At 33.6% G+C, this 13757-nt stretch carries 14 protein-coding genes and 1 pseudogene; 5 read left to right on the forward strand and 10 right to left on the reverse strand.

What is annotated here, in order from left to right:
* Window positions 1-370: pseudogene (locus EGI22_RS07390) on the reverse strand (hypothetical protein); the annotation flags it as partial.
* Between the two features lie 151 nt (window positions 371-521).
* Here EGI22_RS07390 and EGI22_RS07395 point away from each other — a divergent pair.
* On the forward strand, window positions 522-788 hold the full coding sequence (locus EGI22_RS07395) for a rhodanese-like domain-containing protein (protein WP_255067484.1): 267 nt from the start codon (window positions 522-524) through the stop codon (window positions 786-788).
* Here the strand turns inward: EGI22_RS07395 and ruvX are convergent.
* From ruvX to EGI22_RS07435, 8 genes are all read right to left on the reverse strand, one after another.
* Window positions 771-1190, reverse strand: a complete 420-nt coding sequence (gene ruvX, locus EGI22_RS07400) for a Holliday junction resolvase RuvX (RefSeq protein ID WP_255067485.1) — start codon at window positions 1188-1190, stop codon at window positions 771-773. The genes EGI22_RS07395 and ruvX overlap by 18 nt on opposite strands.
* An 11-nt stretch (window positions 1191-1201) precedes the next feature.
* Entirely contained in the window at window positions 1202-2461 is a 1260-nt protein-coding gene (locus EGI22_RS07405; protein WP_255067486.1) for a pitrilysin family protein, read from the reverse strand.
* A gap of 81 nt (window positions 2462-2542) precedes the next feature.
* Window positions 2543-2689, reverse strand: a complete 147-nt coding sequence (locus EGI22_RS07410) for a hypothetical protein (RefSeq protein WP_255067487.1) — start codon at window positions 2687-2689, stop codon at window positions 2543-2545.
* 239 nt (window positions 2690-2928) lie between these two features.
* Entirely contained in the window at window positions 2929-4314 is a 1386-nt protein-coding gene (locus tag EGI22_RS07415; RefSeq protein WP_255067488.1) for an NADH-quinone oxidoreductase subunit N, read from the reverse strand.
* A 35-nt stretch (window positions 4315-4349) separates the two neighbouring features.
* On the reverse strand, window positions 4350-5792 hold the full coding sequence (locus EGI22_RS07420; protein ID WP_255067489.1) for a NuoM family protein: 1443 nt from the start codon (window positions 5790-5792) through the stop codon (window positions 4350-4352).
* Between the two features lie 15 nt (window positions 5793-5807).
* Complete coding sequence (nuoL, locus tag EGI22_RS07425; RefSeq protein WP_255067490.1) at window positions 5808-7742, reverse strand: NADH-quinone oxidoreductase subunit L; 1935 nt, start codon at window positions 7740-7742, stop codon at window positions 5808-5810.
* A 19-nt stretch (window positions 7743-7761) separates the two neighbouring features.
* Window positions 7762-8106, reverse strand: coding sequence for an NADH-quinone oxidoreductase subunit NuoK (gene nuoK / locus EGI22_RS07430; protein WP_310588135.1), 345 nt, complete (start codon window positions 8104-8106; stop codon window positions 7762-7764).
* A 55-nt stretch (window positions 8107-8161) separates the two neighbouring features.
* The gene (locus EGI22_RS07435) at window positions 8162-8974 is read right to left on the reverse strand and encodes a 3'-5' exonuclease (RefSeq protein ID WP_255067491.1); all 813 of its coding nucleotides are present in this window, start codon (window positions 8972-8974) and stop codon (window positions 8162-8164) included.
* A gap of 145 nt (window positions 8975-9119) precedes the next feature.
* Here EGI22_RS07435 and EGI22_RS07440 point away from each other — a divergent pair, with 145 nt between their 5' ends.
* From EGI22_RS07440 to EGI22_RS07450, 3 genes are all read left to right on the forward strand, one after another.
* Window positions 9120-9602: a hypothetical protein gene (locus EGI22_RS07440; RefSeq protein ID WP_255067492.1), complete on the forward strand. Its 483-nt coding sequence runs from the start codon at window positions 9120-9122 to the stop codon at window positions 9600-9602.
* Between the two features lie 78 nt (window positions 9603-9680).
* Window positions 9681-10838 (forward strand): acyl-CoA dehydrogenase, encoded by a 1158-nt coding sequence (locus tag EGI22_RS07445; protein ID WP_255067493.1) that lies wholly within the window; start codon window positions 9681-9683, stop codon window positions 10836-10838.
* A 289-nt stretch (window positions 10839-11127) separates the two neighbouring features.
* Window positions 11128-12054: an AraC family transcriptional regulator gene (locus tag EGI22_RS07450; RefSeq protein ID WP_255067494.1), complete on the forward strand. Its 927-nt coding sequence runs from the start codon at window positions 11128-11130 to the stop codon at window positions 12052-12054.
* A 56-nt stretch (window positions 12055-12110) separates the two neighbouring features.
* Here the strand turns inward: EGI22_RS07450 and EGI22_RS07455 are convergent, their stop codons facing one another.
* Entirely contained in the window at window positions 12111-12593 is a 483-nt protein-coding gene (locus tag EGI22_RS07455) for a hypothetical protein (RefSeq protein WP_255067495.1), read from the reverse strand.
* Between the two features lie 40 nt (window positions 12594-12633).
* Here EGI22_RS07455 and EGI22_RS07460 point away from each other — a divergent pair, with 40 nt between their 5' ends.
* Window positions 12634-13752, forward strand: a complete 1119-nt coding sequence (locus EGI22_RS07460; RefSeq protein WP_255067496.1) for a tail fiber domain-containing protein — start codon at window positions 12634-12636, stop codon at window positions 13750-13752.
* Window positions 13753-13757: the final 5 nt, after the last annotated feature.

A 13757-nucleotide genomic window follows, 5' to 3' on the forward strand; every position in this document is an offset into this window, starting at 1 on the left:
TTTGAAGACGCTCCAAAAGCATCAAAAAAACACTATCAAATAGGCTGAATTGCAGCTTACTCTTTTTCTGAATACGATCTAATAATGACTTTAAGCCATAATGCTCAAGGGAATAGCCGAATACCTTTTGGTAACCATAATTGTACCGGCCTAATTCCAATAATTCGCCTTCGAGAAGGGCTTTCAAGTCACCACCGCCTAATTCATAAAACTTGATTCCAATGTTACGAAGATCCTCAGGCTTATAATCTTCGACCTTCCCAAGAGAGTACAAAACCTTCGACGTTGGTTTACCATCAGCATTTCGATAACTCTCCAAAATGCGTAAATAAGTACCCGATTCTTTCTTTTCAACTTTCAAATAAGCCATAATGCAAAATTACAACCGTAAGACACTGAAAGTCAATACCTAAAAACCAAATCGGCTCTCTACAATTTTTTGAAAATTAAGCCAAAATCCTGCTCAGGTATTCATCTGAGAGCTTTTTGAAAAAATAGGTGTCAAAGTCAAGAAAAATCCTTTGGCCATTTCTAAAAATGAGTTTCTTGAACTAGACAACTTTACTTTGATAGATATCAGAGAAAACTACGAACACGAAGAATTTAATATAGGAGGAGAAAACATTCCGCAAGATGAATTCGAAATTGAAAATATCAGAGAAAACGAGAAAATAGTGTTGTATTGTAGCAGCGGTATTAGAAGCAAAACACTTGCAAACAAAATCAAAGCTAAAAATCCTCTGCTTGAAGTTTACTATTTAGATTGTAGCTTAAAAGAATTTATTTGAACTCAAAAAAGACTGAAGAATTATCACAGCACTAATCTTATCAATATTTCCCTTTTCCCTCCTATCTTTCTTTTTTGTACCTGAGTCTATCATACTCTGCAAGGCCATTTTAGAAGTAAACCTTTCGTCATAGAAATGAACCGGTTTATCAGGGAAATTAGTTTTTAAAGTCTCGGCAAATTTTCTCACATCAGCAGTAATGTCAGTGTCTTGAGCGTTGAGATTAACAGGTAAACCAAGCACAAACTGTTCAACGGGTTCATTTTGACAGTAATTTTTAAGATAAGCCAATAGTTCGTTGGTTGGAACAGTTTCTAAAGCTGTTGCAATAATCTTTAAAGGATCTGTAACCGCCAAGCCTGCTCTTTTTTTACCATAATCTATTGACAAAACTCTACCCATATCTGCATTTTTTAACCCGCTACTACACTATTTAAATCTGCCATATATTTATTTGCCATTTCCGAAATATCCATCGCTGTTACCATATCTATTCTACAGAGCAAAGTATCATAGAAATCTAAAGGAAGACTTTCATGCATTATCGCTTTGTGCTTATCCATGATGTCAAAAACCGTATTTGTACTGCTTAAAACCGAACCTTTCATATAGTTTTTGACCAAGTCTAATTCGTCTTGGCTTACAAAAACATTCTTTAGCACGTCTATTTCTTTTTGGATTTCGTCCATAGCCAAACCTACATTTTCTTTTTTCACATCGGCACCAATAGACCAATACCCTTCAGCAGCCAATGGAACCAATGAAGATGAGATACCATAAGTAAGACCTTTTTCCTCTCTAATATTCTTCATCAGTCTGCTACCAAAAAAACCTCCAAAAATGGTGTTAAATACCAAAAACTTAACAAAATCCTCATGGTGTCTATTAAACATCCTGCGACCTATTCTGATAGAAGATTGTACACTATTTTCTTTTTCAATGTTCAGATAAAACTGAGGCTGGCTAATCGGCGATATAATTGCTCTAGCTGCAACTTTTTCGACATTTTTATTGAAAATATTTTGTACCATTTCTATTTCTTTCGAAGAAATGTTTCCACTTAAAAAAATATTAAAATCTTCCTCTTTGATAAAATCATTATGAAAAGAAGCTAGACTATTACGGTCTATTTTTTCTATTTCATCTGGCCCCAGCGTCTTACCAAATGAATGCGTTTTACCAAAAAGATGTTCTCTGAAAAATTTATTCGCTTCAAAAGCCGTTTTTTCAACACTTACCAAATAGGATTGGGAAGCTACATTTTTTTGAATTTCCAATTCATTTTCAGGAAGCAAAGGCTCAAAAATCAATTCTTTAAGGATATCTAAATATTCTCCAAAATGTTGAGTTAGACCATGTAAAGTTATGATTAAACGTTCCTGATTTTGACCAGCTTCCAAAAAACCGCCAAATCTTTCGAAAGTCTCAGCTATTTCTTTGGCTGTTTTGGATTGGGTACCAAGCGGAAGTAATTTTGATACAAAAAATGACTGCCCAAACTGTTCCCCGAAATACGAACCCGCTTTAAAAACCACTTCCATCCTGAATACATCTAGGTTAGAATTAGAAATAGAATAAATGCCTATACCGTTGATTTGGCTATTTTTAACTATTGAAGGAAGATTTATGGAAATTGTTGGATGAAATTCAGGAGCTATCGTTCTGTCGAGCATAGGAAAAGAGTTTTTTCAGAAAATTAAACAAAAAAAAAGCCCTATCCGAAGATAAGGCTCAATTTCTTTAGCTTACTAAAATTAATTAGCAACTGAATCAACAACAGCAGCAGCTGAATCAACAACAGCAGTAGCAGCTGAATCTACCATAGTAGCAGCTGAATCGATTGCAGCAGCAGCATCTTCAGTAGCTTCTGTAGCAGAAGTACATGAAGCAAAAGCGATCATTCCAGCTACGAATAAAATTCCAAATACTTTTTTCATTTCTTAGATTGTTTATTGTTATAAGACAGTACAAATTTAAGAACATTTTAAGTTTCTGTCCAATTTTTCTTAAATTTTTCTTAAAAAAAATTTAAAATTTATTTAAAATATCAAAATGAATATTGAAAAAGTGCAATTTCGGCCTGGATTGTATTAAAATTATCTATTTTTTTGATTTTATAAAAACGAACCTTAATAAGTGTTTAAAATAAACTTCTTAAAATATTAGGGGCAATACCAAACAAAATTGTCAACGCAGCACATACATAAAGTGTGTATTTGCTCAAAGAAGAAATTTCAATTTTACCTAAGTCAGTTTTCTTAAATGAAGCTCGAATAGGATTGAAATAATAATATAAGGAAACGGCAGACATAAGAACTCCTAAGATAAGTATCCAGAAATATCCTTTAGCAGCTGCATCATTCAATACAAAAAACTTACTCCAAAATCCCGACGTTAATGGAATACCTGCCAATGAAAGCATAGAAATCAATAAAATTATAGCTAAATCTGGATTTCTAGAAAACAAACCATCAAATACATTTATATTCTCACTTGGTCTACCTTCAACTATCGTATTAGAAGAAATAACTAAAAATACGCCAAAGGCAGAAATAGTAGCCAAAGCGTAACTTAAGGAATAAAATCCTAAATTTCCGTAAGATTGTGCACCTAAACCTATCAAGCTTAAAAGCATAAAACCGGCTTGAGATATGCTAGAGAATGCTAAAACTCTTTTGAAATTAGTCTGAAAAACAGCAGTAACATTTCCAATAACCATACTTAGACCAATGATGATTACCAAAAACTTGGACCAATTTTCATATTCAAGATTAAAACTATAAGCTGCTAATCTAAATAAAGCAAAAATAACAGCTGTCTTAACGATTGTTGCCATAAAAGCTGAAAAAACTGTAGGTGCACCTTGGTAAACATCCGCAGTCCAAAAATGAAAAGGAGCAGCACTGATTTTAAACAATAAACCAATGAAAATAAATACCATGCCTAGCCAGAAAAACATTTTCCCTTCCAACAAATTGTTAGCCACTGAATTTCCACTGCTAATATCAAAAGACCCTGTAGCTCCATAAAACATAGCCACTCCAAAAAGAAATATCCCAGTGGCAAAAGAGCCCATTAAAAAATACTTTATAGCCGCCTCATTTCCTCTTAAGTTGCGTTTGTCGCTTCCTGTCAATACATACAGCCCTACCGAAAGTATTTCAAGACCAACAAAAAGCATCAAAAGGTTTTGAAAACTAACCATAATAAGTGCTCCAACTAAAGCAAACTGCATTATAGCGTAGTATTCCGCTGGATATGCATGTGTATCGTCAAATTGCCTTGAGCTAATTCCTGATACTAAAATAGCAGCGAAAATCAATACCCATTGAACTAAAATAATTGGGTTACTGATTTCCAACATTCCATTGAAATATAGTCCTGGAGCGTTCCAATCTAAAAAATTAGAAGCCAAACCCACCAACATAAACAATAAATTATAGGGCAATAAGCTCTTTTTATTTACAGAAAGGCCTAAAAACAACATCAATAGACCTGAAACTGAAAAAACAATAATTGGATACATAAATCTTTATTTTCTTCGGTATATACCTAATATTATTATCTAACTAAATTGGTTAGGGTATTTACAAATGTGCCGCTAACGTTTAAAATAAGGTTTGGAAAAACTCCAGTTACAATTACTACAATTGCGATTGGAATAAGTATGGCTAATTCTTTAGAACCAATATCCGAAATTTCGGTTGCACTTTCGCTTAAAGGCCCAAACATGGTCTTTTGGAAAAATCTTAACATATAAACAGCTCCAAAAATAACGCTAAGACCGGCTATCACTCCTAAAATAGTATTAAAATCAAAAACAGATTTTAGCATTAAAAACTCACCGATAAATCCATTGGTTAATGGTAAACCAATACTGCCCAACAATACTATCATAAACATAATAGAGAGCTTTGGAGCGGTCTGAGTCATTCCACCCAATTGGGCTAAATTTCTACTACCCGTTTTTTCAAATATAAGTTTGGCGATATAAAACAAACCAACAGCATTAAAACCGTGGGCTACCATCTGAAAAATGGCACCTTGCATACCACTAACACTTAAAGTTAAAACCGTAGCAGCCATCAATCCCATGTGAGCAAAAGAAGAATATGCTATCAAACGTTTTATCTCTGATTGTTTTATAGCTATGATAGATCCATAAATAAGACCTATGATCGCTAATGTAATTACGATTCCTCCATAATTATTGATTCCGTCTGGTGCAAAAGGCAATAATATTCTGATTAATCCATAAACGCCCATTTTGGAAAGCAAACCTGACAATAACATTGTAGCAGGTGTTGGAGATTGGCTGTATGCATCGGGCAACCAAGTATGAAATGGAAAAACTGGCATTTTAATAGCAAAAGCCAATAAAAGACCCCAAAACAAGACTTGCTTTATCGCATTTGGTAGTAAAGTGACCGTAACTCTCAAAGAATCAATATCCGAACTTTGACCTCTCATATATAGAAATATAAAAGAAACCAACATGAACAAACTACCAAACACCGTATATATCAACATTTTAAAAGTAATCTTCGAAGAATTTTCTCCTCCCCAAAAATTAGCAATCAAATAAACGGGCACCAGAGCAAGCTCAAAAAAGAAATAAAATAGGAATATATCTTTTGCAGAAAAAACACCGATCAAAGCCGCTTGCGTTAAAAAAATCAAACCCAACAAGTGCGACATGTTTTCGTATTTTAAGCCTTTAACCGCCAAAAGAATCAAACTTACTAAAACAACTGAAAGACCAACCATTAATATAGAAAGCCCATCTAAGCCTAAATGAAATCTTATTGCAAAATCCGGCAACCATGCTTTATCAAAATTCAAAAGAGAAGGATTACTTTTAAAATTTATAAAAGCATATACAAAAATTGCCAACTGAACAGCAATACCAATATAAACAACAGGTGTAAAATTAGATTTGCTTTTATTGAGTAATAAAAACAAACCTGCAATCAAAGGAACTATTAAAAGTAAAAGCGTTAACATAAGCTGCTTTTCAAATTATTTGTTTTGTAATAGATTAAAAGTAGACAATAAACTTGGCCCAAATTGATACAGTACCAAAAGCAAAATACCCAAGGTCATAAACAATATATAGCTGCCAGTTACACCCACTTGTAACTCTTTTATCTTTTTAGATGAGAAATTAACTCCTTCACCAACACTATTAACTATTTTATCTATCAACTTTTTGTCAATAACATTGGCAAAGAAAAAAGATATGGCACTTATTGGACCCACAAATACTTTATTGTAAAGTTCATCAATATAATATTTGTTATAAACCAGTTTTTTCAACCCTACAACTTCACTATCAGCAACAGGAACATTTTTGCCATTTCCAAAAACCATATAAGCAAATAATATGGAGATAACTGCTACCAGAACTGAAGCTCCCATTAAAATAAGCTCTAAGTTGTGACTGATATGAACAACCCCAAAAGATGAATTTACCAAACGGCTATTTTCAAAAATTGGACTTAAGAATTCATTTAATCTATGCGGGAGGTGAAAGACTTCTGGAAATCCAATAAATCCACCAATAGCAGACAATACAGCCAAAACAATCAGAGGCGTAGTCATGCTTTTAGGGGATTCATGCAAATGATGTTTTTGTTCTTCAGTGCCTCTAAAAGAGCCTTTGAAAGTAACAAAAAACAAACGGAACATATAAAAAGCTGTCATAAATGAGCCCAACATACCTAAAGCCCACATGATTTTATTGTGCTCAAATACATGAGCCAGAATTTCGTCTTTTGAGAAAAAACCAGAAAAAGGAGGAATACCACTAATGGCTATTGTGCCTACTAAAAAAGTTATAGCAGTTATTTTTATTTTAGACCAAAGTCCACCCATGTTTCTAATGTCTTGGTCGTCGCTCATAGCATGTATTACGCTACCAGCTCCCAAAAACAACAAAGCTTTGAAAAATGCATGCGTGATTACATGAAACAATCCGGATGAATAAGCCATAACGCCTAAGCCTAAAAACATATAACCCAACTGACTAACTGTAGAGTAAGCCAAAACCTTCTTGATATCGTTTTGAAAAAGACCAATTGTAGCACCCAAAAGTGCCGTAGCCAAACCTATCCAAGCGATAAATTCTAAAGTAAAAGGAGACAAAGTGTACAAAACATTTGACCTGACAATCATATAAATACCCGAAGTAACCATAGTTGCTGCATGTATCAAAGCAGAAACAGGCGTAGGGCCCGCCATGGCATCTGGTAGCCAGGTAAATAATGGTATCTGAGCTGACTTACCCATTGCTCCAACAAACAATGCCATTGTGATAGCTACAATAATACCATCTCCAACATGGAATGCTTTTGCTTTCTCAAAAACCTCTAAATATTCTAATGTGCCAAAATTCTGAAGTATCAAGAAAATACCAATCAAAAAGCCCACATCACCAATACGGTTCATAATAAATGCCTTCCGGGCAGCATTGGCATAATCTGTGTTTTTGTTCCAAAAGCCAATCAATAAATATGAACAAAGTCCAACGCCTTCCCAACCGATAAACATCATCAGGTAATTACCACCTAATACTAGCAAAATCATCGAAAAAAGGAACAAATTGAGATAAGCAAAAAACTTACCGTAGCCTTCGTCATGGCTCATATATCCAGCCGAATACAAGTGTATAAGTGTACCTACGCCTGTTATTACGAATAACATAATGATAGACAACTGATCCAACTGAAAGGAAAACCCAACATTTAGACCAGCAATACTGATCCAATCAAAAAGATTGACAATTATCGCTGTTTCTTTAAAATTAAGATACGCAAGTAAAACACACACAAAGGAAAGTAAAGAAGCACCTGTTCCAATCCAAGGAACTGCAGTTTTAGAGATTTTTCCATACCCAAGTCCATTTATCAAAAAGCCAATCAATGGAAACAATGGTATCAGAGCGATAAAAGTCATAAATTGTATTTTTTGAATATTAACCTCTTAATTTATTAAGAATACTAATGTCTATTGTTTTGATATTTCTGAATATCATTACAATGATAGCGAGCCCTACCGCTACTTCGGCTGCAGCTACAGCCATAATAAAGAAGACAAAGATTTGCCCATTCGGATCTGACTTATAGGATGAAAAGGCTATCAATAGCATATTGACAGCATTCAGCATAAGCTCGATGGACATAAAAATGATAATGGCGTTTTTCCTGATTAATACCCCTACTATACCTATTACAAATAGCATTGTGGCCAGTAAAACAAAGTTTACTAAGGGCACTTTCATAAAAACATCAGGAATTCTATCTATTGAACTTTCAAACATGAGAATGTTTAGAATTTAAATTTTCCGCAAAAATAGTACTATTACAACAAAAAGCCTATCTTTTCATTTTGATTTTAATTTCTGTAAGCTTTCTTTTCGTGTCCAAAGGAAAATCATTGTTGATAATCCAATCATAATATTGGGGTTCTCTTGTCAAAACATCTTCAACTTTTTTGCCAGCATTCTTACCAAAATTAAACACAATATCTCCACTATTGTTTACAATCATTCTCTGTGCAAAGTCTACAAGATTATTGGAGCTAAGTTTGTGTAAAGTTTCAACATCGTTTTTCACAGGCTCATATTCCTCTCCTTTAGCATCTTTGAGTTTTACACCTTCGTATTTTTCAACCTGAGCACATACCACTTCTAAAGTTGCCAAAGTATCCACTTCTGCACTATGTGCATTTTCAAGGGTTTTTCCACAATAATACTTGTAAGCAGCACCGAGCGTACGTGGTTCCATAAGATGAAAAATTTTCTGAGCATCTACAAATCGACGATTTTTTAAATCAAAAATATTGTTGTCAATTCTTAAAAACTCTTCTACCAACATCGGAATATCAAACCTATTACTATTAAAACCGGCAATGTCACAACCATCTAAAAACTGGGAAAGCGACTTAGCCATTTGACGAAAAGTAGGTTCATCTTTAACATCTTCATCGTATATTCCATGTATCAAACTAGTTTCCAATGGAATAGGCATTCCAGGGTTTACCCTTTTAGTTTTTACCTCCACTGAACCATCAATATTGGCTTTGGCTATGCAAATTTCCACAATTCGATCTTTCGAAATATTGATTCCAGTAGTTTCTAAATCAATAAAAGCGATCGGTTTTTTTAATTTCAGAGTATGAGTTGTCATAACTATTAGCTAAGTCAATAAATATACTGCAAAAGTAGAAAATCATTTTGGGAATATAGGTAGGAAATAGATTTATATGGATTTCAGAATCATTAAAAAGAATTTTTTAGACGATTTTCTCGTTAAAAAATAAAAACCAAAATATATGTTAGTTGATTTTGAAACATTGCCAGATACCTCAAAAGTTTGGGTTTATCAAGCCAATAGAATGTTACTTGAGTCTGAAATAAATGAAATTTCTAAATATTTGAATGGGCAGGTTGCTTTATGGGAATCACATGGGTCGCCACTTCAGGCTTCTTTCCAGTTTTTTTATGATAAATTCTTAGTTTTGGGGGTAAATACTGAATTCCAGGATCCTTCTGGCTGCTCAATAGACACATCTACGAGATGGCTAAAAAACATCCAGCAGAACTTAAACATTGACTTTTTTGACAGATCCATAGCTTACTTCGAAAACGAAAGCCTAAATTTCTTTCCGATTTTAGAAGCTAAAAAACAAGTTTTAGCTGGAAAAATTAGTGCAGAAACCACTGTATTAAACCATCAGATAGGAACTCTTGGCGAATTAAAAAGCAATTGGAAACTAAAAGCAAGCGATAGTTTTATGAAAAAATACTTTGTATAGTCAAAGATTTTCAAAAACAGTATGCTTGCATACTATTATTGATTTTTATATCTTTCGGAAAAATCAACAATTAATACAATGCATAGCATAGAGGGCGTAAATTTTCAATTATCAGAAGAGCATCTAGCCGTAAGAGATGCTGCGAGGGATTTTGCACAAAACGATCTTTTACCAGGTGTAATAGAAAGAGATATTGATACCAAATTCCCGAAAGAAGAGGTCAAAAAAATGGGTGAATTGGGTTTTTTAGGCATGATGATAGACCCACAATATGGCGGTAGTGGAATGGATACCTTAAGCTATGTCCTTGCCATGGAAGAAATTTGCAAAGTTGATGCGTCTGCGGGAGTTATTATGTCAGTAAACAATTCTCTGGTCTGCTATGGTTTAAATGAATATGGAACCGAAGAACAAAAGCAAAAATACTTAAAACCTTTGGCCTCAGGCCAAATAATTGGAGCGTTCTGCCTTTCAGAACCCGAAGCAGGATCAGATGCAACATCTCAAAAAACAACAGCTGAAGATATGGGTGACCATTACCTAGTTAATGGAACAAAAAATTGGATAACCAATGGAGATTCTTCTTCCGTTTGTCTAGTAATGGCCCAAACTCATGTGGAATTAAAACACAAAGGAATAAATTGTTTGATAATAGAAAAAGGTCAGGAAGGTTTTGTAGTTGGAAAAAAAGAAGACAAAATGGGAATTAGAGCTTCAGATACGCATTCTTTGATGTTTTCTGATGTAAAAGTATCCAAAGAAAACAGGATCGGGCAAGAAGGGTTTGGATTTAAGTTTGCAATGAATACACTAAATGGTGGAAGAATCGGCATAGCGGCACAAGCACTTGGGATAGCAGCTGGTGCCTATGAACTTTCTGTAAAATACAGCAAAGAAAGGAAGACTTTCGGGAAGCCTATAAGTGAGCATCAAGCTATTCAGTTTAAATTGGCTGAAATGAAAACCAAAATTGAAGCTGCCAGATTACTAGTTTATAAAGCCGCCAGAGACAAAGACATGGGCCTAGATTATGTAGAATCAGCAGCTATGGCTAAACTTTATGCCTCAGAAATTGCAATGTGGGTAACGACAGAAGCAGTCCAGATTCATGGTGGATACGGTTACGTAAGAGAATTCCATGTAGAAAGAATGATGCGTGACGCCAAAATAACTCAAATATATGAAGGCACTTCTGAAATACAAAAATTGGTAATTGCGAGGGAAATTTTAAAATAAACTCTCAATATTCTACTTAAAAGGAAGCTTTGGCTTCCTTTTTGTGTTTCTAAGATTTACACAAAGTGGTTTGAGACCACTTAATCAAAAAAAATTATCGAAATATTAGACAATTTTTAGAAAAATCAAGGATTTGTCCAAGAATCATATAATTTATTGAACAATTTTTAGTTAATCTATTGTTTGCATCTAAAAGAATAATTATTAGTTTTGTACAAACTATGTTTTCAAACATTTAAAAAAATATAATAATTAAACCCCTGAATTATTATTTATTAAAATCCTATTTATGGAAGACTATAACAAAATAATTGAATCGCTTGGTGTTAAGTTTGGAAAAGCTAGACATATAAATATATTACAGCCTATCACTATTAAGAACTTTTATGATGTGGAAAACACATTGTTAGTCCTTTATAATGGAGATGTTAAGATCGAAGGTGTTGAAGGTAAAATTGAGGTTGGAGATATTCTTTTTATTCCTGGTGGTAAGGCAGCGACTATAACTTACGGCGTTGGAGAGGCTAAGCCGATATCATACGAAGAGTTTATGACTCGTCGCGAGCATTATTTCGAAGCAATGGATGTGCCTGAAGAAATCGGTATAGTTAAAAACTCATTTGGACTAATAGCATTTGAAGCCAAAGTATTTGATTCGGTAAATTTCTTTACTTCACTGGACATTCCTCCGTTTTTTATAAACAAAAACTCAAAACTTGCTCAGCTTATCAAGGATATTTTGATAGAAGATTTTACTGACGAAGCTGGTAGAGGAAGAGTAATATCTATAAAAACAGAAGAAGCTGTTATCGAGGTTATTAGATATATCTTAAGAAATAGAATGTTTGTTGAGCAATTGGCTACAAACAGTACTTATTTCAAAGATCCTCGTTTGATTGATATCTTTACTTATATCAAAAACAATATCGACGGTGACTTATCTAACAAACAGTTGGCCAATGTAGCCAACGTATCAGAAGATTATGTAGGTCAATATTTCAAAATGTTGACAGGAATAAACCCTCAAGATTACATAGAATACCAAAGAATGGAGGAAGCGGTAAACTTGCTTAGGACTTCTAAGAAAAGCATCAGAGCTATTGGAGGTGAAGTAGGTTACAAAGACACTGCCTATTTCTGCCGTAGATTTAAGATGATGTTTGGTATACCGGCTGGTAAAATGAGAAGACGAGAATCTTTGATGATTGGCAAATAAGATTTCAAAAAAAATACTAAAAGTGGCTATTGATTAAATTTTCAATAGCCACTTTTTTATATAACCTTGATTTCCATATTTCCTTTTAATTCTTTCTTATTGAGCTTGTCCCATATTTTAAATAAAAAATGATAACTCTTCCCAGGTATCATTGGTTTTCCTATAGTTAAATTAAATTTTAATGCTTCAGCATTTTCGGGGCTTACACCTTTATCGCCATATTTATTGAAATAATCCTCAACGAAATAAATAACATTGTTATCTTCATCTACTACTGAGTTCTCTCCGCCTGGATGAACAAAATTAAATTTATCAACTTCAAAATCGTCTATTCCATTTAATTCAATGGTTAATTGTTGACCAAACTTAATTTCATTTTTTAAGATCTCTTTACTATTGGCCAAAACCTTTACTTCCTGAGGATTTAATCCAGCGTATTTTATATAAAGAGCTAATTCATCATTACTTAAGTCTTTGGAACATGAAACAAAAAAGACATTAAAAAATAGTAGAAAACAGAATAAGTTTTTTTTACACATAAATTAAGCTATATTTAGGTCTAATCTAATTAGAATTACCATGAAAACAAAATTAAAGCTCCTATTTAGCTTGTTGTCTCTTTGTATTTTACTGCAAAGTCAGGTTAGTATAAACAGCCCAAAAATAAATACCGAAATTATTGAAAAGTCTTCCGATGCAAAAGCTATAGCTGATATAGTACATGGGGATGATGTTATAATTGGTGGCAGTCTTTGTGTAGGTCAAGATTGTGTAAATGGAGAATCTTTTGGTTTTGATACACAAAGACTAAAAGAAAATAACTTACAGATACATTTTGATGATACCAGTGTATCTTCAAGTTTTCCAAAAAATGATTGGAGAATAATAATAAATGACTCGGCAAATGGGGGTGCAAGTTATTTTGCAGTAGAAGATGCCACAGCAGGAAATAGACCTTTTTATTTAGCTGCAGGATCTGGTGCAAATGCCTTGTATGTTTCATCTAGCGGAGGAAATGTGGGTTTGGGAACTTCTTCGCCAGCTATGGAACTACAAATTACTGATGGAGATTCTCCGACTATAAGATTGGAGCAAAGTAGTTCATCTGGATTTACCCCTCAAACCTGGGATATTGCAGGTAACGAAACAAACTTCTTTATTAGAGATGCTAGCAACGGCAGTAAATTGCCATTTAAGATTTTTCCTAATTCTCCTACTGGCAGTATTGAAATAAGTCCTACTGGTGTAACCATTAAAAACGTAGGACTTATTGATCCCACTTCCCCTTCAGACAAAAGATTGAAAAGAGACATGATTGCCATAGCAGATGCTACCTCTTTATTAAAGAAATTAGTACCTAAAACATTTTATTTTAACGATAAATCCGTAAATAATTTCGGATTACCTAAAGGAAAGCAATATGGCTTAATTGCACAAGAAGTTGAAGTAATCATGCCAGAGCTGATTAGAAATATATCATTAGGAAAGGATAAAACTCAATACAAATCAGTTGGTTATGAATCTTTTATATCTATATTGATACAGGGTTTTAAAGAACAACAATCAACTATTGAAAAACAAAGCAATGAAATAAGGGAACTAAAAAATGAGATTGCAAAATATTCAGATTTAGAAATGCGAATTGTAGCAATAGAAAATTCTCAAAACAAAAAAGTCTCTAATAAAACATCAAAATAAATAAT

Source organism: Lacihabitans sp. LS3-19, assembly GCF_024343575.1.
GTDB lineage: Bacteria > Bacteroidota > Bacteroidia > Cytophagales > Spirosomataceae > Leadbetterella.

What these genes read in the sequence shown, in the direction of transcription:
- ruvX (WP_255067485.1), bottom strand. Translation starts at nt 1,190, where the DNA reads ATGGGTAGAGTTTTGTCAATAGATTATGGTAAAAAAAGAGCAGGCTTG.
- EGI22_RS07405 (WP_255067486.1), bottom strand. Translation starts at nt 2,461, where the DNA reads ATGCTCGACAGAACGATAGCTCCTGAATTTCATCCAACAATTTCCATA.
- EGI22_RS07410 (WP_255067487.1), bottom strand. Translation starts at nt 2,689, where the DNA reads ATGATCGCTTTTGCTTCATGTACTTCTGCTACAGAAGCTACTGAAGAT.
- EGI22_RS07415 (WP_255067488.1), bottom strand. Translation starts at nt 4,314, where the DNA reads ATGTATCCAATTATTGTTTTTTCAGTTTCAGGTCTATTGATGTTGTTT.
- EGI22_RS07420 (WP_255067489.1), bottom strand. Translation starts at nt 5,792, where the DNA reads ATGTTAACGCTTTTACTTTTAATAGTTCCTTTGATTGCAGGTTTGTTT.
- nuoL (WP_255067490.1), bottom strand. Translation starts at nt 7,742, where the DNA reads ATGACTTTTATCGCTCTGATACCATTGTTTCCATTGATTGGCTTTTTG.
- nuoK (WP_310588135.1), bottom strand. Translation starts at nt 8,106, where the DNA reads ATGTTTGAAAGTTCAATAGATAGAATTCCTGATGTTTTTATGAAAGTG.
- EGI22_RS07435 (WP_255067491.1), bottom strand. Translation starts at nt 8,974, where the DNA reads ATGACAACTCATACTCTGAAATTAAAAAAACCGATCGCTTTTATTGAT.
- EGI22_RS07440 (WP_255067492.1), top strand. Translation starts at nt 9,120, where the DNA reads ATGTTAGTTGATTTTGAAACATTGCCAGATACCTCAAAAGTTTGGGTT.
- EGI22_RS07445 (WP_255067493.1), top strand. Translation starts at nt 9,681, where the DNA reads ATGCATAGCATAGAGGGCGTAAATTTTCAATTATCAGAAGAGCATCTA.
- EGI22_RS07450 (WP_255067494.1), top strand. Translation starts at nt 11,128, where the DNA reads ATGGAAGACTATAACAAAATAATTGAATCGCTTGGTGTTAAGTTTGGA.
- EGI22_RS07455 (WP_255067495.1), bottom strand. Translation starts at nt 12,593, where the DNA reads ATGTGTAAAAAAAACTTATTCTGTTTTCTACTATTTTTTAATGTCTTT.
- EGI22_RS07460 (WP_255067496.1), top strand. Translation starts at nt 12,634, where the DNA reads ATGAAAACAAAATTAAAGCTCCTATTTAGCTTGTTGTCTCTTTGTATT.